The 20,308-nt window shown below is 60.3% G+C and carries 17 protein-coding genes; 3 read left to right on the plus strand and 14 right to left on the minus strand.

The window, feature by feature from the left end; genetic code table 11:
- The 5 genes from ABIZ35_RS24485 to ABIZ35_RS24505 all read right to left on the minus strand — a co-directional run.
- Positions 1–476: hypothetical protein (locus ABIZ35_RS24485; protein ID WP_348222553.1), on the minus strand; the 476-nt coding region annotated here is incomplete at its 3' end.
- 66 nt (positions 477–542) lie between these two features.
- Positions 543–2,390, minus strand: coding sequence for a transketolase (locus ABIZ35_RS24490; protein ID WP_348222554.1), 1,848 nt, complete (start codon positions 2,388–2,390; stop codon positions 543–545).
- Between the two features lie 314 nt (positions 2,391–2,704).
- Positions 2,705–3,796, minus strand: coding sequence for a tRNA epoxyqueuosine(34) reductase QueG (gene queG, locus ABIZ35_RS24495; RefSeq protein ID WP_348222555.1), 1,092 nt, complete (start codon positions 3,794–3,796; stop codon positions 2,705–2,707).
- Complete coding sequence (locus ABIZ35_RS24500; RefSeq protein ID WP_348222556.1) at positions 3,744–4,139, minus strand: DUF2203 domain-containing protein; 396 nt, start codon at positions 4,137–4,139, stop codon at positions 3,744–3,746. Before ABIZ35_RS24500 ends, queG begins: the two co-directional genes overlap by 53 nt.
- An 18-nt stretch (positions 4,140–4,157) precedes the next feature.
- Complete coding sequence (locus ABIZ35_RS24505; RefSeq protein ID WP_348222557.1) at positions 4,158–5,339, minus strand: NHL repeat-containing protein; 1,182 nt, start codon at positions 5,337–5,339, stop codon at positions 4,158–4,160.
- Positions 5,340–5,575: 236 nt separating this feature from the next.
- Between ABIZ35_RS24505 and ABIZ35_RS24510 the strand changes: the two genes are divergently transcribed.
- Together ABIZ35_RS24510 and ABIZ35_RS24515 are read left to right on the plus strand one after the other, a co-directional pair.
- Positions 5,576–6,628 carry an FHA domain-containing protein gene (locus ABIZ35_RS24510; RefSeq protein WP_348222558.1) on the plus strand — a complete coding sequence of 351 codons (1,053 nt, stop codon included), beginning with the start codon at positions 5,576–5,578 and terminating at the stop codon, positions 6,626–6,628.
- The gene (locus tag ABIZ35_RS24515; protein ID WP_348222559.1) at positions 6,625–7,536 is read left to right on the plus strand and encodes a C40 family peptidase; all 912 of its coding nucleotides are present in this window, start codon (positions 6,625–6,627) and stop codon (positions 7,534–7,536) included. The genes ABIZ35_RS24510 and ABIZ35_RS24515 overlap by 4 nt, the downstream gene beginning before the upstream one ends.
- Here ABIZ35_RS24515 and ABIZ35_RS24520 read toward each other — a convergent pair.
- The 6 genes from ABIZ35_RS24520 to ABIZ35_RS24545 form a co-directional block, all read right to left on the minus strand.
- The gene (locus tag ABIZ35_RS24520) at positions 7,498–8,325 is read right to left on the minus strand and encodes a hypothetical protein (RefSeq protein ID WP_348222560.1); all 828 of its coding nucleotides are present in this window, start codon (positions 8,323–8,325) and stop codon (positions 7,498–7,500) included. The two genes, ABIZ35_RS24515 and ABIZ35_RS24520, sit on opposite strands and share 39 nt — an antisense overlap.
- Before the next feature lie 16 nt (positions 8,326–8,341).
- On the minus strand, positions 8,342–9,427 hold the full coding sequence (apbC, locus tag ABIZ35_RS24525) for an iron-sulfur cluster carrier protein ApbC (protein WP_348222561.1): 1,086 nt from the start codon (positions 9,425–9,427) through the stop codon (positions 8,342–8,344).
- Positions 9,428–9,634: 207 nt separating this feature from the next.
- Complete coding sequence (locus ABIZ35_RS24530) at positions 9,635–11,311, minus strand: ribonuclease J (RefSeq protein WP_348222562.1); 1,677 nt, start codon at positions 11,309–11,311, stop codon at positions 9,635–9,637.
- Positions 11,312–11,390: 79 nt separating this feature from the next.
- Positions 11,391–12,299: a 4-hydroxy-tetrahydrodipicolinate synthase gene (gene dapA / locus ABIZ35_RS24535; RefSeq protein ID WP_348222563.1), complete on the minus strand. Its 909-nt coding sequence runs from the start codon at positions 12,297–12,299 to the stop codon at positions 11,391–11,393.
- 85 nt (positions 12,300–12,384) lie between these two features.
- Positions 12,385–13,428 (minus strand): aspartate-semialdehyde dehydrogenase, encoded by a 1,044-nt coding sequence (locus ABIZ35_RS24540; RefSeq protein ID WP_348222564.1) that lies wholly within the window; start codon positions 13,426–13,428, stop codon positions 12,385–12,387.
- A 28-nt stretch (positions 13,429–13,456) separates the two neighbouring features.
- The gene (locus ABIZ35_RS24545) at positions 13,457–15,760 is read right to left on the minus strand and encodes an ATP-binding protein (protein WP_348222565.1); all 2,304 of its coding nucleotides are present in this window, start codon (positions 15,758–15,760) and stop codon (positions 13,457–13,459) included.
- An 85-nt stretch (positions 15,761–15,845) separates the two neighbouring features.
- Here ABIZ35_RS24545 and ABIZ35_RS24550 point away from each other — a divergent pair, with 85 nt between their 5' ends.
- The gene (locus tag ABIZ35_RS24550) at positions 15,846–16,598 is read left to right on the plus strand and encodes a polyprenol monophosphomannose synthase (protein ID WP_348222566.1); all 753 of its coding nucleotides are present in this window, start codon (positions 15,846–15,848) and stop codon (positions 16,596–16,598) included.
- 264 nt (positions 16,599–16,862) lie between these two features.
- Here the strand turns inward: ABIZ35_RS24550 and ABIZ35_RS24555 are convergent, their stop codons facing one another.
- The 3 genes from ABIZ35_RS24555 to ABIZ35_RS24565 all read right to left on the minus strand — a co-directional run bounded on the left by ABIZ35_RS24555 (position 16,863) and on the right by ABIZ35_RS24565 (position 20,026).
- A complete protein-coding gene (locus tag ABIZ35_RS24555; RefSeq protein WP_348222567.1) occupies positions 16,863–17,924 on the minus strand; it encodes a glycoside hydrolase family 5 protein in 1,062 nt (353 codons plus the stop codon).
- A gap of 70 nt (positions 17,925–17,994) precedes the next feature.
- Positions 17,995–18,750: a 4-hydroxy-tetrahydrodipicolinate reductase gene (dapB, locus tag ABIZ35_RS24560; RefSeq protein WP_348222568.1), complete on the minus strand. Its 756-nt coding sequence runs from the start codon at positions 18,748–18,750 to the stop codon at positions 17,995–17,997.
- A gap of 1 nt (position 18,751) precedes the next feature.
- Complete coding sequence (locus ABIZ35_RS24565; RefSeq protein WP_348222569.1) at positions 18,752–20,026, minus strand: pitrilysin family protein; 1,275 nt, start codon at positions 20,024–20,026, stop codon at positions 18,752–18,754.
- Positions 20,027–20,308 lie beyond the last annotated feature (282 nt).

A 20,308-nucleotide genomic window follows, 5' to 3' on the forward strand; every position in this document is an offset into this window, starting at 1 on the left:
CGACTGAGAAGTTTGGAACCTTTGTAGAGCGGAAGCCCTTCAGGAAAACAGCCTCGGACAGTATCGAAAAAGCCCGCGCGCGATGCATACCGCTTGTTAAACTCATCGAGAACAAAGCGGTCAAGCCGATTGGCTCCGCGTGAGTTTTCTGGTGGCGCAACGGACATTTCCTCCAATGTGCTGATAATTTGTGCATGAACAGCTTGCAAATCAGCGAAGTAGTTTGTATCCAGAAGATTGAGACAATCGCCAAGAGATATTTCCGCGCAGAGAACTGCCGCACGCGCGCCATGTCGCTGGCGAGCCCAATCCCAGGCTCGATAGGGCGCATATTCCCAGAAGTAAATCCCGGAGCCTAACCAATCATAGTCGTTCGTTGATGTGTGAAATGGCAGACCATCCAATAAACGCTCGGCGATGTCATGATCACAGCCATGAAATCCAATAACTGTCTGTGGAGCAGTAACAATGTTCATAGTCAAAATGACCTGATATAGAAAAATCCCGCCGCGCGGGTGCGCGGCGGGATTTTTTTGGTGCTATTAGAGAAGCTCTTTGACGGCTTTCACGATATGCTCGGCGTCGATGCCGGCGGCGTTCAGGAGTTCGAACGGTTTGCCGGAGCCGGGCATGATGCGAACAGCCATCTTGATGACGACTGGGGACTTGTCGCCCAGGTCCGCGAAGGCGTCCAGGACGGCGTCGCCGAGGCCGCCTTCGGGCCAGTGGTCTTCGACCACGATGACCTTGTTGCCGGTCGCGGTTGCCGCGGCGATCAGGCCTTCTTTGTCCACGGGCTTGACCGAATAAAGGTCAATGACGCGGATATTGATGCCTTCAGCGGCAAGCGTGTCGTGCGCCTTGACGGCTTCGTGCAGGGTGATGCCGGCGCCGACGACGGTCACTTGATCGCTGTCAGACTGCTTGACGACCTTGCTGCCGCCGATGGTGAACTTCTCGTCGGGACCGTAGATGATGTTCGTCTTCTCACGCGTGGTGCGCATGTAGGAGATGCCCGGCTGGTCGGCGAGCAGATCGACCAGGTGGCCGGTCTGGTTGGCGTCGCTCGGGTACAGGACCGTGCTTCCGTAGACGGCGCGGAAGGACGCAAGGTCTTCCAGGGCCATCTGCGACGGCCCGTCCTCGCCGATGCTGACGCCGGCGTGGGAGCCGACGAGCTTGATCGTCGAGTTCGAGATCGCGCCCATGCGGACCTGATCGTAGGCGCGGGTGAAGAACGCCGCGAAGGTGGAGGCGAACGCCTTCTTCTTGCGGACGCCGAAACCGGCGGCGGCGGAAACAAGCTGCTGCTCGGCGATAAACATCTCGAAGAAGCGATCGGGATACGCCTTCTTGAACTCATCAGCGTGCGTGGAGTTGGAGACCTCGCCGTCCAGAACGACGACATCCGCGCGGGCGGCGCCGATCGCGACCAGAGCGTCGCCGTACGCCTTTCGCGTGGCTTCCTTGGTTCCGAACTCGTAAACGGGAAGCTTCAGCGGCTGCTCGGTAATTCCGGGCGCCGGCTGAAGGTCCTCAGGCTTTGCGACATTGACGGTGATGTGGCGCTCGCCGCCCAGCTCCGCAATGGCTTCCTTGGCCTGATCGGCGTTCAGCGCCTTGCCGTGCCAGCCATCGTGGTCCGCGAGGAACGAGACGCCGGCGCCCTTCTTGGTCTTGGCGATCAGAACCGTCGGCTTGTCGGTCTGGGTCAGCGCTTCGGCGTAGGCCGCATCGACTTCTTCTACGCTCTGGCCGTCCAGGACAATGGCGTGCCAGCCAAACGCGGTGGCGCGTGCGGCGTAGGCGGCGGTGTTCCAGCCCAGATCCGTCTCGCCGCGCTGTCCGAGGCGGTTGACGTCGATAATGGCGATCAAGTTGTTCAGCTTGTAGTAAGACGCCTTGTCGAACGCCTCCCACACGGAGCCTTCGGCCATCTCGCTGTCGCCCAGGAGCACCCAGACGCGGAAGGGAAGCTTATCGACATACTTGCCGTCGAGCGCGACGCCGACGCCGATCGGCAGTCCCTGTCCGAGCGATCCCGTCGCCACGTCCACCCACGGCAGCGTGTGCGGGTTCGGGTGGCCTTCCAGGCGGCTTCCGAGTTGGCGCAGGGTCAGCAGCTCTTCATCCGTGACGGCGCCGGCGGCTTTGTAGGCGGCGTAAAGCAGCGGGCACGCGTGGCCCTTGCTGAAAATCAAATGGTCGTTGTTGGGATGCTTCGGGTTATCCCAATCGTACTTCAGATACTTGGCTAAGAGCACGGACAGCAGGTCCGCGGCGGACATGGACGAAGTCGGGTGGCCCGAGGCGGCCGCCGTGGTGCATCGGATGCTGTCGACGCGAAGCTGCGCCGCTAGCTCTTTCCAATCCTGTATCTGATCGGTCATAAAACACTCCTTAAGGCCGCCCGCGGGCGCGCCTGCTATTTTTACCAGTTCCGAGCCATTATAGTCGAAAAGTTTCAACAGAGTCAATCGTAAGGTCTCATTATCTAATCGATTAGACAGAGATAAGCGTTTAGGAGGTTCTGATCGGCTGGCGGTTGAAACCGCGCCTAGACGAGCGCAAAAGTCCGCCTGCGCGGACTCAATGCCATTATTCGTGGATTGTGACAATCGATCTACGGTCTTTAACCCGCGCAGGCGGATTTTGGCGCTCGTCTAGGCGCGGTTTTAACCGCCAGCCGCCTAAACTTACGCGATCAATCGACGGCATTCTTCTCTGCAATCCTTTCCAAAGCCCACGCCGCATGCTCACGCACCAGCGGCTCGGGATCGTTCTCCAGCGCTGCTGTCAGCGCTGGAATGGCGCGTGGATCGCCCAAGTTACCCAAAGCGACGCAGACGTTGCGCAGAAGCCCCCGACGCTTCGTGCGCTTGATTGGGCTACGAGCAAACTTCTCTCGAAACCCCAAGTCGTCCAGCGCGAGCAGCTCCAGCAAGTCAGGCGTTGTCAAATCCGCGCGCGGCTGAACGGATGTGTCGGTCGCCCTGTGTGCGAACTTATTCCAGGGACAAACGGCGAGGCATTCGTCGCAGCCATAGATGCGTGTACCAATCAGGGGACGCAGTTCTATGGGGATTGCCCCTTTGAGCTCGATGGTGAGATAGGAAATGCAGCGGCGGGCATCAAGCGTGTACGGCGCGACAATCGCGCCGGTCGGACAGGCGGGAATGCAGCGCGTACAGGAGCCGCAGTGCGGGACTTCGGGAGCGTCATGTGGCAGATCGATGTCGAGTAAGATCTCGGCAAGGAAGAACCAGTTGCCAAGCTCACGGGAAATGAGATTGGTGTGCTTTCCGATCCAGCCGAGGCCGGCGCGCATGGCGAGGTCGCGTTCGGTGATCGGGCCGGTGTCGCAGTAGAGCTTACCGTGGGCTTCCGGGCATTCGGCGAGGATCGTGTCGAGCAGGGATTGGAGGCGCGCCCAAATGAGATCGTGGTAGTCGTCGAACCGCGCATAGCGGGCGACGGCGCCCGTAAGATACTCGGTTTGAGGCGGATCGGAAGGGCGGCCGTCTTCAGGCGAGTAGTTCCAGGCGAGACTGACCACGGACCGGACGCCCGGCAGCACTTCGGAAAGGTCGCCGCGCTTGGGCTCCTGGCGGTGCAGGTACATCATTTCCCCCGCCCTGCCCTCCGCAAGCCATTGCTGGTACTTGCGGTGGTGCGGAGGCGGGTCGGCGTTCGCCACGCCGCAGAGGGCGAAGCCAAGTTCTGACGCCCGTTGCTTGATGAGATTAGAGAGGAGTGCGTCCGGCGAATCCGCCGTCGATCTCGTGCCAGTACTCAATGGTGTCTTCATCCAGTCGCCAGCAAAGCAGCACCTCGTGCTCGGGATCGCCGTTCAGGAAATGTGGAAAGTCGACCAGCCCCGTCTGCAAATCCTTGATCTGGATGCCCTGTTCGGCGATCGCCTCGATCATCTTCTGCGCTTCGTCTTTGCGCGACCCGACGCCGGTCAAAATCGGCCCCTTGCCGTTGCCGCGCAGGATCGCCGTCACAACAACGCCCTCGTGCGTCTGATCTGCCCGCGCCTCTGCGAGCAGATCGTGGAGTCGAATGAGCCGCTTGCGGAGGCTGGGTATCTGCGCGCGCGCCTCCTGCACGGTGAAGTGCTTCTTATAAACCGCCATGGCGTTCGCCTTTCTGTGTCATCCCACCCATCCCATACGGATGATGCGGTGGTTCATTGTATCCGCCACGTAGATCTCGTTGCGCAGCAGCCCCGTTTGCGGGTCCGGAGTGAACGCCGGAGCGATCGCAATCCCCGTCGGGCGCGTCATGCGGTCGAGGTTGCGCCCTAGATGCTCGATCGCCGTTTCGTTGCGGCGCGAGATCGGATCGACGATATGGATGCGTCCCGCAGGTTTCCCTTCCTGGCCAAGCGGCTCGCCGCCGTCCGCAACGAACAGAAAGCCCGCGATATCCACGGCGCAGGCGCGCGGCTCGATAAACGGCGCGTCGATCCAATCCGTGTCCGTACGCCGACGCCGACCGATCGCCAGGAACTCACGCCCGGTCGGATCGCACTGAATGATTCGATGGCCGAGCGTATCGACAATATAGACATTTTCGTGATGGTCTACTTCGACCGACTGCGGGCTGATCAGCCCCTTGCCGGACGATGTGATCTGCGACAGAAAGCGTCCCTTCTGATCGAAGCGCTGTACGCGGAAGTTACCAGTGTCCGCAACATAGATATCGCCGGACATCGGCGACACCGCGATACTGGTCGGGCCGAAGAATTCCCCTGGCAAGTGTCCGCGGCGTCCAAAGATCAGCTCCTGGCGGCCCGTGGCGCTGAACTTCTGGACGCGGTGGTTTCCCTGCTCCACGACATAAAACGCATCGCGGCGGTCGACCGCCACATCCTGCGGAGAAAGGAACTGCGCGTAGCCAATTCCTTTAGATCCGATGGCCGAGACGGCGCCGTCCGGAGTGATCCGCTGAATTCGGTGATTGTAGGAATCGGCGACAAACAAAATGCCGCGCGAATCGACCGCAATTCCCGTCGGAAAGTTGAACTGGCCGGCGCGCTCCCCGCGCTCGCCGATGACTTCCATCGGCCGCATCGTCGCCCCGCGCGACTCTTGATCGCGTGGGCCGTTGAGGGGATCGTCCGATTGGTTCTGATCGAGAAAATCCTGGTAGCCGCGTGGATCGCTGGACGCGCCGACCTCGGACACAGGACGGCCATCTGGGCCCACTAAGCCGCGCAAACCGGCGGGAGACGCGTTGATTCCCGTCTCTTCAATCCCGTCATCGGGAGCCGCCGGACGCTCGGGCTGCCGGTCATCGGAAAATTCTAAAAAGTCGAAGCGATTGCCGCTCATAATCTGTATTCGTATCCTGTATTATTATAGCTCAATATAGAATAACGCCGCAATCTTGCTTTCTACTGTAAGACTGTCCGCTAGAGACGCCTACTTACTTGACAGCCGAAAACCGAGGTGTTATACTGGTTCCATAGTTTCGTTGCGATTTGCGTCAATATCATTGACCCAGTTTGGCCTCGCCATCAGGGCGGATATCGACGGAGACAGCGCCGGTTTAAGGAGCGAACGCATTTATGGGATGGAAGATACGGAAGGATAAGCCTGGCGCCGATGAGGCGACCGACGAGCCGGACGGCCAGAATCCGGACGCCGAAGCAACTTCCCCGCAGCTTCCGGACGACGCGTCCGATATGGAAGGCGACAAGCGCAGCGCGTTTGTACTTGACCTGGATAACGACGCATTCCGAACGGACAGCCGCCACACGTCGATGGACACCTCATCGTTTGGCTGGACCCCGACCGCGCCCGCAGCCAATGACAGTTACAAGGCTCCTTCGTTTGACGATCCTGAGCCAGCCTACGGCGGCGTCACGCCTTCCTCCCTTCGGGACGAGGCGCGCGCAATCCGTGAAGAGTCGAATAGTCTGACGGCCGAGATCCGCTCTCTCCAAAACAACAAGTTCCCGGCTCAGCCGGCGTCCCCGCCGCCCGCGCAAAATACGCAGGACTTCGATCTCACTTCGTATCTGCAAAACACGCAGCCTCAGGCGGCCCCCGAACCGGTCATTGAGCCCGGCACATTCATGGGCGGCGGCGCTCCCGCGCCGGAGGAAGCGGAAATCGACGAGCGGCATATCTACAGCCCGAACACTTATTCCCAACCCGCGACTCCTTACAAGGAGCCGGAGCTTACATTCGAACAGCCTCGCGCGCCCACAGGCGGCGGATTTGGCGCTCCGGCCAGCGATTTCTCCATTCCCAAGGTCTCCCCATTCATCGTCAAAATGGATGCGCCGCAGCCGGAAGTGGAGATTCAGAAGCACAGCCTCGTCATGAAGCTGCGCAACCTGTCCGCCACCTACCCGCTGGAAAAAGAAATCACCACGATCGGCCGACCGGACAGCGACACGCAGAACTATCCGGACATCGAAGTCGATCTCGACGACGGCGTCTCCCGCAAGCACGCCGAAGTCCGCCAGCGCGGCAATGCATATTTTGTGGTCGATGTCGGCAGCACCAACGGCACCATCCTGAATGGCGAACAGATCCGTGAGTTCAAGGAAATTCAGTTGACGCACGGCGACCGTATCCGTGTGGGCGAACGAACCGAGATCGTCTTCGAGTGAGCGGTTTCTCCGTGCGGCGCAATGTCGCCAATGTCTATCGCGAGCCGTCCACTTCGTCTGAAACCGTCACGCAGGCAATCTTTGGAGAGATTGTCCGCGTGATTGGCGAGGCGGACGGTATGTGTCACATCACGCTGCCGGACACATACACCGGCTGGATTCGCGCCGACGCCCTGCTCCCCACATACGATGACGGCGACTTCCTCAAAACCTCCATCGCCACCCTCTTCGCCGAAATCTTTTCCGAGCCAGCCATCGAATCAGAACTGATTGTGAAGTTCTGCGTCGGCAGCCGCGTCACCCTGGCCCAGCGTCCCTCCGTTGGCGATTTTATTCCGATCCTGCTCACTCAGGATAAAGTCGCCTATATTCACCGGATGTGCCTGGATATCTCTCACGAGCCAAAGGCGGGGATCGACGCCATAGCCGCGCCGTCAACGGACATGCCACTGGATATCGCGTCGCTGAAGCGGCGTGTCCTGGAGGCGGTCGGCGAGCACACCGTGGAAGTCGGCAAGCGTCTGATCGGCACGCCTTACCTTTGGGGCGGCGTCACGCCGTTTGGTATTGACTGCTCGGGGTTCGTTCAGCTTTCCTATCGTCTCAGCGGCGTACAGCTGCTTCGCGACGCCTATCAGCAGTTCGCCGACCGCCGCTTCGCCCGATGCGATGACGGGCGCTCACTGGAGAACGCGATCCTAGCGCCGGGAGACTTGCTGGCGTTCCAGCGCGAAGGCGTATCCAGAATCACGCATATCGGAATGGCGATTGGCGACGGTCGATTTATTCATTCGTCCGGCGATCAGGGCGTCAATGTGGAAGACTGCACATCGGAGCGCTACGGCGCGACATTCCAGGGGGCCGTACGCTTATCTTCGGACGCCGATCTTGCGATCGAGGCCGCGTAGGAACGGATTTGCATCAATGGTTTTCGAAAGCGAATTGCGCTCACACCAGAACTGAAACCCAATCAGCAGAACCACAACGACCGCCTGCCAGGCCAGCGGCAAAATTGCGCTCGCCGCCACTCCCAGCACCGCCCCAAATGAGTTCGATCCAGTGTCGCCGATCATCGCCTGACCGGCGGCGTCCATCGGATAAATGACCGCCGCCATCCCCACGGCGATAAACAGCGCAAATCCCACATTCATCTGATGCACGTTCGCCAGAACAGCTGTCAGCACGGCGGCGGAGCAGAAGAACACAAAGAGGCAGCGGCCTGGACGCAAATCCAGCAAGTTGAGCGAATTCGCGCTCAGCGCGATCAGTGCGGCCGCAAGCGCGAAGCGCCAGAGATCGCCGTTCCCCATCAGCCATCCGGCGCCCAGGGCCACCGCTCCCCCGCCCAGCGCCTTGACGGCGCCGGTGGTCAGCCGCCCCTGCGCGAGCGCTCGGAAATGACCGCGAAAGCCGCCCACAGAACGATCGCCGGCGAGGTCGTCGTACATCCCTAGTATCCCAAACCCGATCAGCACCAGGAAGTAGGCTGCGAAGACACGGCTCGCGGGGCCGCCGGCGAGCCATTCAAAGCCGTAAATGAAATCGCCGGCCAGCACAAAGGCGAGGCCGGCAATACTGGGGATCCGCTCGCCCCGGAAGTTGGGCTTCCGGAGGTCGTAGCGCACTGTCAGCCAGGCGGTTGCGCCCAGGCCGAAAAAGAACCCGATCGAGATCAGAACAAGCTCAAGAATAGTCATGCGTTCACAACGATGATCATGCGTTCATGGCGAGCGGGATAAAGGCTCGGGCGCGAACGCTCACCTGCGCGGCGATCCGTTCGGCCACTTCCCGGAAGATCTGGGCATACGGGCCATCGGGATTCAGAACCACGGACGGCGTTCCCTGATCGGCGTCGGCGCCGATATCGATCGCCAGCGGGATACCGCCAAAGAACGGCACATTCAGCGCCTCCGCCGCCTGCTCACCGCCGCCGTGCGAGAACACATGGTGGCGCGAGTTGCATGTCGGGCAGAGGAAGTAGGACATGTTCTCGACAATGCCCAGAATCGGCACATCCAGTTTCCTGAACATCGCGACGGCCTTCACCGCGACAGCGGCGGCGAGATCCTGCGGCGTCATAACGACGACCGCGCCCGACAGCGGAATCGCCTGCGCCAGCGTCAGCTGCGCATCCCCGGTGCCCGGAGGCAGGTCCACGATCAGATAGTCGATCTCTCCCCACTCCACGTCGCGCAGGAACTGCTGCACGGCTTTGGCGACCATCGGGCCACGCCAGATAACCGCCGAACCGCTCGGCTGCAAGAATCCCATGGAGATGATCTTGACGCCGTACCGTTCGATCGGAAGAAGCTTTTCCTTCTTCTCATCCGTGATGGGCTTCTCGTCCTCGACGCCCATGATCAGCGGGATCGACGGCCCATAGATATCGGCGTCCATCAAGCCGACCTTGGCGCCCATCTGCGCCAGCGCGCAGGCGATGTTCGCCGAAACAGTGCTCTTGCCGACGCCGCCTTTGCCCGAGGCAATGGCGACAATGTTCTTCACTCCCGGCAGCGGCTGCTGAGTCGGCACGCCCTTGCCCAGGTTTGCGCGGACATTCGCCGTCATCTCGATCGAGATTTCCTCGACGCCAGGGATTTCGCCCACGGCCTCGCGGCACATGTTCTCAATCTCTTCCTTCAGCGGACACGCCGGCGTGGTTAGCTCGACCGTGAACGAGACGTGTGATCCCTCGATCACGACCTTCTTGATCATGTTGAGCGTGACGAGATCTTTATGTAAGTCCGGGTCAATCACCTTGCGGAGCTGAGCCAGAACTTGTTGTTCCGTGATTTCCATGGGAATGGTTTCCTTGGCGCCCGCTTATTAGGCGGGCATTTGCCCCAGATATGAAATCCGGGTCTGGGAAGCCTCCGGCTAATTGTCCGTGCCGGACAAACAAACTATAGACAATCGACAACCCATAATTTGTCCGTCCGGCACGGACGGTTAGCGCGCAGCGCTTCCCAGACCCGGTTTTTATAACCGGGGACTTGATTGTAAGTCCTACAAATCCAGCAGGATTGGCAGGATCATCGGGCGGCGCTGGGTCTTCTTGTAGAGGAACTTGCCGACGGCGTCGCGCAGGTCCTGCTGAACGACCATCCAGTCGTTGTCTTCCTCGGGAAGGTGCTTGATCTTCTCGATGATGACCGTCTTGATCTCCTCGACGAGCGCTTCGGACTGGTCCATGTAGACAAATCCGCGTGAGATCACTTCGGGGCCGGAGACGATCTCGCCTGTCTCGGCGGAGACGCCGACGACAAGGACCAAGAAGCCGTCCTGGCCGATGTGCAGGCGGTCGCGCAGGACGATCTCGCTGACATCGCCGATGCCGGTTCCGTCAATTAAGACAGCGCCGGACTTCTCGACGCGGCCGACGACGCCCGCGACTTCCTCGCTGACTTCAATGATGTCGCCGATTTCGGCACGGATGACATCTTCCTGCGGCCAGCCCATTTCGCCCGCGATCTGCGCGTAGCGATGCAGCATCCGATATTCGCCGTGGACCGGCATCACATACTGCGGATCGACGAGGTTCAGCATCAGCTTCAGCTCTTCCGCGTAGCCGTGACCTGACACATGAACCGGGGCAATCGAATCGTAGATGACTTCGGCGCCGCGACGGAACAGATGGTTGACAGTGCGCCAGACGGCGTCCTCGTTGCCGGGGACGGCGGAGGCGGCCAGGATGACGGTGTCGCCGGGGACGATCTTGATCTTGCGGTGGTCATCCACCGCCATGCGCGACAGGGCCGCCATCGGCTCGCCCTGCGAGCCGGTGGTGATGACGGTGACCTGCTGCGGGAAGTAATCTTCGATCTCGTCCGCACGGATGCGCGTGCCTTCGGGAACGCGCAGATAGCCCATCTGCTGCGCCATCTCCATGTTGCGCTCCATCGACCGGCCCATCAAGGCGACCTTTCGGCCGTACTTCACGGACATGTCAATGGCGGTCTGGACACGGTGCACGTTGGAAGCGAAACACGCCATGATGACGCGTCTTTGAGCCGCTCGGAAGATGTTTTCTAAAGCGCCGGCGACCGTCGCTTCGCTCGGCACGAAGCCTGGGCGCTCAACGTTCGTACAGTCGGACAGAAGGACGAGAACGCCCTCCTGGGCAATGCGAGTCAGTTTGGCGATGTCAAAAAGCTGGCCATCCACGGGGGTCTGGTCGAACTTGAAGTCGCCCGTATGAACGAGCGTGCCGGCGGGACTGTGGACAGCGAAGCCGACCGCATCCGGGATCGAGTGCGCCACGCGAAACGGCTCGATCTCGAAGACGCCGAGACGGAACTTATCGTTCGCACCGAAGACGTGCAGCTTGGCTTTGTCCAGCACGCGATGCTCGGCGAGCTTGCCCTTGGTGAAGCCGATGGTAAGGCGGGTGCCGTAGACCGGGACGTTGAGCTGCTTGAGCACGAACGCCAGCGCGCCGATGTGGTCCTCGTGGCCGTGGGTCAGGATAATTCCCTGGACCATCTCCTTGTGCTCCAGGAGATAGGAGATGTCCGGGATGACGAGATCGACGCCGAGCTGCTCGGCGCCGGGGAACGACAGACCGCAGTCGATGACGACGATCTGGTCGCCGCAGCGAATGGCGGTCATGTTCTTGCCGATTTCGCCGATCCCGCCCAGCGGGATAATTTGGAGTGTGTCTGTTTTAGGTGTTTTGTTTGCCATGAATATTCCGAAGAGGAAAAGCCGTTGGGGCGCGGCGCGCCAACTCGCGGTCAGCCGCGCCCCAACGCCGGTGAGTGTGCTAGGCGCCCAGAAGTCCGTATTCCTTCAAGGCCGCCTGGATCAGAGCGCGCTCCCGATCCGGCGCCTCCACCAGAGGCAGCCGTACGGTTTCTCCCGTAGTCACTCCGAGGAGCGAGAGAGCGGCTTTGGTGGGCGCGGGATTAGGAACGCAGAAAAGGGCCCTGGTGAGCGCCAGCGTCGACTTATGGATACGCTGCGCGGTCGACCAATCGCCCTGGAGATATGCAGAGATCATCTTCTGCAGGTCACGTCCGATGACGTGGGCGGTGACGCTGACCACGCCCACCCCGCCGACGGCGAGGATAGGCAATGTCAGAGGATCGTCCCCGCTATAGACAAGGAAGTCGTCCGGCGCGTTCTGGACGATCTGGTTGACCTGATCGAACTGCTGCGGCGATTCTTTGATCGCCACAATGTTCTCAATACCGGCCAGACGGATCACTGTCGTCGGCTCGATGTTAATACTGGTGCGTCCTGGAATGTTGTAAAGCATCACCGGCAAGGGCGTCGCCGCAGCGACCGCCTCGAAGTGCCGATAAAGTCCCTCTTGCGAGGGCTTGTTGTAATAGGGAGCCACCACGAGAAGCGCGTCCACGCCGCAAGCCTGCGCTTCGCGGGACAGCCCGATCGTTTCCTGGGTGTTGAAGCTGCCAACGCCGGCCATCACCTTCGCCCGGTTACCGACTGCATTCTTGACGGCTCGGAACAGCTCCAGCTTCTCGGAGTGCGACAGCGTGGGACTTTCGCCCGTCGTGCCGGCGACAACGAGCGTGTCGGTTCCATTATCGAGCAAGTAATTCGCCAGCCGTTCCGCGCTGGGCAAATCGAGTGAGCCATCAGCGTGAAACGGCGTAATCATCGCGGTCGCGACGCGACCGAACATTGGGGTCTGTAGTGTCTCGGACATGTTTGTTTTCCAAAAATCGAACGACGGGAACCGGCGGCGCAATCGTAAGTCACGCTCTGGCTCAGAAACTCGGGCGCATTCTTTCTTAAGCCCCGCGTTTAACTAAGCCGCGCTCGACGAGCGCCTCGGCGATCTGCACGGCGTTGGTCGCGGCGCCCTTGCGCAGATTGTCGCTCACCACCCAAAAGGTCAATCCGTTCTTATTACCCAGATCCTGGCGAACGCGACCGACATAGGTCGTGTCCTTGTGCGCCGCCGCTAGAGGGGTCGGGTAACGCAGGCTCGGGTCGTCCGCATGAATATCGTCCACCACGCTCAAGCCAGGGAACGCGCGCCACAGTTCACGGGCTTCGTTCGGAGTGATCGGCTTTTCGGTCTCAATATAAACGGATTCCGAGTGGCCGACGAACACCGGCACGCGCGCCGTGATCATGGGCGTGATCGCGATGCTGTCATCGCCTAAAATTTTACGCGTCTCATGCACCAGCTTCATCTCTTCGGAGGTATAGCCGGCATCATCGAAGCCGCCGATCTGGGGGATCACATTCGCCGCGATCTGCACCGGAAACGCCGGTCCAGGAGAAGAAATCTGGCGGCCTTCGCCCAGCGCCGTCGTCTGCGCCTGAAGCTCATCCACCGCCGCGCCGCCCGCGCCGGAGACGGCCTGATAGGTGGAGATCAATACGCGCTTGATTTTGAAGGCGTCATGAATGGGTTTGAGGGTCAACACCAATTGCGCGGTGGAGCAGTTAGGATTGGCGATAATGCCTTTGTGCTCGATGAGGGCGTCGGCGTTGACTTCCGGCACGACCAGCGGGACATCGGAGCGCATTCGGAAATCCGCGCCGTTGTCGATTACCACGCATCCGCGCGCGGCGGCGCCAGGGCCGAACGTGACGGCCGCGCCTTTTTCGCCTTCGGTGCCGGCGAACAGGGCGATATCCACGCCGTCAAACGCCTCGGCGGTCGTCGCTTCGACTTGATAGTCTTTCCCATCCACACAGATCGTACGCGGGGTGCGCGCCAGGACTTTGATCGATTTCGCCGGGAAATGATGCTCCGACAGCACTCGCAAGATCTCTTCGCCTACGGCTCCGACGCCAACGACGGCGACATTGTATTGACTCATCTCCTCAGTTCCTTCTCGATGGTATTAACTAACCGAACGAAGCGTTGACGGGATGAAGACCGATCGTGGGCTTCTCTACCGCGTCCTTCACCTGTTCGCACAAATAATCCAAAACCGCGTTTGCATCCGTCGATTGCAGCCCGGCCAAACGGCGCACGCCTCGGTCCGACAGATCGTTCGACAGGAAGACGATGGGTATTCTCGCCGCTTCCTCTTCCACCTTGAGCGCCGTGATCAGTTGCTCCATTTGATCGGCGGGTATCTCCATATCGATCAAAATTATCGCGGCGGACTCGGTGATCGCCAGCGTCAGCGCTTCCGACGCAGTCATCGCGGCGCAGATCGTGATCCCGGCCTCCGCCAGCGTGCTGTTGGTCCGCGCAAGCACTTCCTCACGCTCGTCCCCAAAGCACCCGCCTTCGGCGGGAGTGACGAGCAGAGCCATGCTGGGAGCCTCTTGCTCACCATGCCCCGCCACATCCTGAATCACGCGCGCCAGCCGATAATCGTCGCCGGGATGGCGCAGCAGTGAAAACGTTCCCAGTGATAGTATACCGCGTGCGGGGTCGCTGGCGACGGAAACCATGATCAGTGGGATACTTTCCGTCGCCGGATCTTCCTTTAGCGCCGCCAAAATCCGCAATCCGTCCAAATCGGCGATCATGAAATTCAGCAGGATCGCATTTGGCTTGTGCTGCCGCGCCTTTTGCAGCGCCTCCGGCACGCTTCCCGAAACGATCACGCCGTAACCGCGCCGGTGCAGCTGATGCTGCACTAAGCCGCGCATATATGGATCGTCGTCAATCAGTAAGACCAGTCCGATGCCGCGATCGGGCAGAACGACTTGATCCGCCTGCTGCTCCATTCCGGATTCTGTCGCGATCGGCAGCGTGAAATAAAATCGACTGCCGCGCTCCGGCGCGCTCTCCACCCAAATGGCGCCGCCCATCAGCTCGACGATGGTTTTGGCGATGACCAATCCCAGGCCGGTGCCGCCCGCTTCGCGGGTGCTGGAATTGTCTGCTCGAAAGAACTTCTGGAAGAGCTTCTTCTGATCCTCGCGGCTGATGCCGATGCCGCTGTCCTGCACGCAGGTCTGGATCTGCTTGTCATCCGTCATCTCCACCAGCAGCTTCACCCAGCCGCCGGACGGCGTGTACTTGATGGCGTTGCTGACCAGGTTCGTCAGAACCTGCGTGACTTTGTCTGCGTCGCCGCGCACAATCGGCAGCTGCTCGGGCATGCTGGCGTCGAACGTGATGTCTTTTTCGTCCGCCGAGGCTTTCATCAACCGCAGGACATCGGCGACGATCATGTGATAATTGATCGGCTCCAGCCGCAGCTTGATCCGTCCGGACTCGATACGCGAGATATCGAGAATATCGTTGATGAGATTGGAGAGCCGGTTCGTACTCGCCTGAATGATCCCCAAAAACTCCTGCTGCAGCTCGGACACCTCGCCGCTCGCGCCGGAGAGCAGCAGATCGGTGTAGCCCCGGATGCTGGTGAGCGGCGTGCGCAGTTCATGCGAGACGACGGAGATAAAGTCCGTCTTCATCTGGTCCAGCTCGTTTTCGCGCGTGACGTCGCGCAGGGCCAGGATCCGCCCCACCCACTCGCCTTCTTCATCGGTCAATACCGGCGCTGTGTAGACCTGTACGAACCGTCGCTCCGGAACGCGCAGCTCAACGGTGTGCTCGGAGACGCCGACAACGCCGTCGGCGCCCTGCCGCGTGATTTCGATTACCTTATGGAACAGCTCCCGTGCTTCAGTCGTTCCTGCCTCCGGCATCTCCTCCAGCGCCTGTCCGGCCGTCTGGTGGAGCAGCTGATCGGCGCGTGCGCCCAGCAGTTCGCAGAATCGTCGGTTGACCAGCGTGAAACGATCGCCCCGGTCCAGCATCGCGATGCCATCGTTGGTCGCGTTCAGGACCGATTCCATCCGATGATTGAGCGTCGCGAGAATATGATTCTGTTCGCGCTGGGATGTTTCGCGGGCGGCGATCACGTCCGCCATGCGATTGAAGGCGCCTGCGAGGTCCGACAGCTCATCGCCTTCCGACTGCGTGGAGAGGCGCGCGGCGAAGTCTCCGTGCTCGATTCGCTCAGCGCTGCGCCGCAAATTGGCTAAACGGACGGCAAATCGGCGTGTCATCAGGCAAACAAGCACAAAAGCCGGCGCCAGCACAAGGAGTTGCAGCACCACATAGCGAATAATATGGGGTTCCAGCCCGGAAAAGTAAGCAACCCCCAGCCCGCATGCGAACATGACGAGCAGCGGAGTGACCGTGGCGAGCAGAATTCTGTTAGCGACTTTGCGTCCGAAAGGCATAGACGACCTGGGGTTGAGCGTTATTTCACCCAATAACCACAACACGGGAGGACGTGAGCGATCCTAAGGATTAGAATACCATAAAATGAATGCAGTTGTCGTAATCCCTACCTACAACGAAGCGGACAACCTTGAAAAGCTGTCCGCCCTCGTCTTCAGTCACGCTCCGAATGTCCAGATATTAGTCGTCGACGACAATTCTCCCGACGGCACCGGCGCCATCGCCGATCGACTCGCCGGCGAGTTTCCCGGCAAGATCCACGTGCTGCACCGCACGGCGAAGGAAGGTCTTGGCCGCGCCTACATCGCGGGTTTCCAATGGGCCTTAGAACGCGGCTATGAAGCCATGATCGAAATGGACGCCGACTTTTCGCACGATCCGCTTTATCTCGCCTCCATGCTCGAAGCCGCCGAGACCGCCGACGTGGTCGTCGGCTCCCGCTATTTGAACGGCATCTCGGTCATTAACTGGCCCCTGCGCCGAATCTTATTGTCATGGGGCGCCAACAAATACGTCCGCACCGTCACGCGCCTGCCCGTCAACGACTGCACCAGCGGCTACCGCCTCTACAAGCGGCAAGTGCTGGAGCGCGTTCAGCTAGGCTCCGTCAGATCTAACGGCTACTCTTTCCAAGTGGAGATGACATTCCGGGCGTTCATCGCCGGATTTCACATTGTAGAAGTCCCGATCATCTTCGTCGAACGCCGCGCGGGCCAGTCGAAGATGTCCAAGCAGGTCATTTGGGAGTCGATGCAGATCCCATTGAAATTGAGACTGCGGGAGCGAAAGATGCGCCAGCAATTGAACCCGACGGGGGTGGCTTCGACGGTGCGGTGAAGGACCTATTCCCCGCGCTTTAGCGCGTTTCCCCCTTTTCCCAGCAAGGCCCTTCGGGCGGGAAAAGGGGTGCTGAAAAATAGATTCCAGTCGAGTGTTCCGGTTTGTTGAAAAGAGTTTTCGGATCATAAAACTCTTCGGCGGCTATGACAAAACTTGCCAGGGCTGTAATGATGAACGCCCCTTTTCCCGGGCTTTAGCCCTTCACTGGGAAAAGGGGGAAACGCGCTAAAGCGCGGGGGAATAGGTCTCGAAGAATATGGCCTAGCGCTTCTCCTGTAAATGCCCGCTCAAATACCCCATCTGCGGCCGATCTACCCCACCCTTTGCCTCCAGCGAAAACATATACTCGCCCCACCATGGCCCCGCCGCCCACCACGTGTATCCCACCCAGACGTCTCGGTTCTTTTCCATATCCACCAGCATATTCTCGATAGCCGCTTTGCCGTCTGAATTTTCAGCGACCGCGACCTCACCCAGAAACCCACGCACATGATGCTGGCGGCACCATTCGGTGAATGTCCGTAGTCGCTCCACGCCAATCGTCTGGCTGACGACTTCTTTGTGCGTTCCCGAGTTGTCGCTATCCAGATACTGATGCACTTCGAAGGCGTAGTGCTTCGCAGGGTCCTTAACGCCCAGCATTACGTTGCCGTTGGCGTCCGCGCCGTCGCCGACCCAGCTGTGCGCGCCGGTCCAGTTGTTGCCGGGAACCAGAATGAGATTATTTGCGCCAGTTTTGCGGATCGCCGCGATGGCCGCGTTGGCGGCGCCGAGCCATTGAGACGTGGGCATGTCGTGCGGCTCGTTCATTAGGCCAAACCAGACGCGGGGATTGTGCTGAAAATTCGTGGAAAGACGCGACCAGAAGTCGGCGAAGGCTTCGGCGGGAACGTCGGGTGTTCCGATGACTTTGCCGTAGTAACGCGCGTAGTTGTGGGGATCGAGAATAACGGTCAAATGGTGATCGTTGGCGGACTGAACGACAGATTGCAGACGCGCCAGCTCAGTAGGGTCCAGCGGCTTGTTCATCTCCGGCTGAAGCACTTCCCAATGGAAGGGCAGACGGATGATGTTCACACCCTTGCCAGCGAAGTAATCGAACTCAGTAGCCGAGGGATAGATGAACTTCTGGCCATAGATCGGGGGCGTTCCGGGCTTCACGTCGCCGAACTCGCCGCCGGCGAGGTTCACACCAGTGAAGGACAGCGGACGCGCCCCGGTGTCTTTGGGGAATACCGGAGCCGCGTATGCAGACAACGCTGAGGAGGCGCACGCCAGAATGGCGAAGTAGAGATGTCGGAATTGACGCTGCGCTGCGATCATGGCGTGACCTCGTTTATTCGTACTGGGTTTCGGCCCCGGCCCCATCCTGGGGGGCATCTTGGGGCCTGACTTAGAGCAGATTCTCCAGGCCGTAGATCAGTTCGCCGCAGTTCGCCGCCATCGCAGGCGCGTGGCGCAGGGCGAGCACGACGCCGGGCATGAACGACTTGCGGTCCAGCGAATCGTGGCGGATCGTGAGCGTTTGGCCGGCGCCGCCGAAGATGACCATCTGGGAGGCGACGAAGCCGGGAATGCGGACGCTGTGGACTGGCACATCCCCTACTCCCTTGCCGCCGCGCGAGCCGGGAATCTTTTCGAAGGCGTCGGCGGGCAGCGGGGTCGGTTTGGCGTTTTCGCGGCCGATGGCGATCATTTCGGCGGTTTTGGCCGCCGTTCCGGAGGGAGCGTCGAGCTTTCGCTCGTGATGCATCTCGATGATCTCGACATCGGGCATGTACTTCGCGGCTTCCTGGCTGAAGCGCATCATGAGAAGCGCGCCGATGGCGAAGTTCGGCGCGATCAAAGCGCCGAGCTTGTGCGTGCGGCAAAGTTCACGCACGTGCTCCACATCGGCGGGCGCGAGGCCCGTCGTGCCGACGATTGGGACGACGCCGTGCGACAATGCTGTTTCGATGTTGCCGAGCACGGCGCTGGGGACGGAGAAGTCCACCATCGCCAGCGGCTTCAGCGCCGCGAGCGTGGCCCCAAGATCATCGCCATGGTCCACTTCGCCCACCAACTGCATGTCGGACTCGGCCATAACCGCGCCGACTGTCTCACTGCCCATCCGGCCCTTCGCGCCGGAGACGACTACCGTAATCGCCATTCTATTCCTCCGTCTCTTCTTCGTCTTCGTCGGTCTCCGTAGCGCCGCCAGGCACGGGGCCTACGGTCGCCATAGAGAAATCTTCGCTCGCAAACAAGCGCTCCGATAGGCTCGCGATGTCACCCACCGTCACGGCGTTGATCTTGTCCATGATCTCCTGGATCGGCAGCACGCGGCCATAATTCAGCTCGTTGCGGCCCATGCGCATCATGCGCGAGTTCATGCTCTCCTGGCCCATGACAATACCGCCCCGAAACTGGTTCTTGGATCGCTGAAGCTCTTTTTCCGTCACGCCGTTCTTTTGAATGTTGACGCACTCGGCTTTAATCAGCTCGATGACCTGTTCTGATGTCGCGACGCCGGTGCCGGCGTAGAAGGCGAAGTATCCGCCCTCTTGATACGACTGCGCGTAGGTGCCGACGGAATACGCCAGGCCGCGCTTCTCACGGATCTCCTGGAAAAGACGGCTGCTCATGGAGCCGCCAAGGACATTGTCTAGGATGGACAGCGCGTACTTCTCGTCGGACTGCTGCGAGACGCCGGGAACACCCATCACCAGGTTGACTTGCTCAATCGGCTTCTCGACATAGATCTTGCCGGGCGCAAACACCGGCGTGGTGTCGGCGGCGCGCCAGTCGGCCACGGAGCCAGTCAAATCACCGAATTTGGCGGCGATATACGCAACGATTTCGTCATGGTTGAGATTGCCCGCCGCTGAGATGACAATGGTGTCCGGCGTGTAGCAATTCTTGATGTAGCTGCGCAGATCGTCCGAGGTGAAGCTGGAGACGGTCTCGGGTGTGCCAATGACGCTCTTGCCCAGGACGTGTGTCGGCCATGTGACTTCGGCAAAGAGATCATGGACTAGATCGTCGGGCTCGTCATCGCGCTGCTTGATCTCTTCCAAGATCACGTTCTTCTCGCGGCCGAGTTCTTCGGTATCGAACGACGAGTTCAGGAACATGTCCGAGAGGATATCAAGCGCCAGTGGGACGTGCTCGGACAGCACGCGGACATGGTAGCACGTGTTTTCTTTGGAAGTGAAGGCGTTAATATCGCCGCCAACCGTGTCGATCTCATCGGCGATCTGCTGCGCGGTGCGCGACGGAGTGCCCTTGAAGAGCATGTGCTCGATCACATGGGAGACACCGCGCAGTTTGTCGCTTTCATCGCGGGCGCCGACGCCCACCCAGATGCCCAGCGCGACCGACTGGACGTAGCTGATATTTTCCGTCACGATTCGGATGCCGTTGGGCAGAACCTCACGCTGTATCATAATGGGAAACGAACCTCACGCCTTGTAAAATTCCACAAGGCTTATGCGGACAAAAGGACACCCCCACGCATGGGGATGTCCTTGAGGATTGTGATCTCGGCCGGCAACGCCGGCCGTTAGGACCGGATCAGCGGCGCGGGCGGAAACGAGCGCGCGGCGCTTCGTCGTCATCCTGCGCCAGCGGAGCGACTGCCGAAGGGGCTTCCGCCGCCGGAGCCGGGGCCGGAGCTTCGCTCGCGGCTTCGGCGCGCGGGGCGGAGGGCCGGAAGTCACGTCCATCGC

The organism is Capsulimonas sp. (assembly GCF_039929585.1).
In the GTDB taxonomy this organism is placed as follows: domain Bacteria; phylum Armatimonadota; class Armatimonadia; order Armatimonadales; family Capsulimonadaceae; genus Capsulimonas.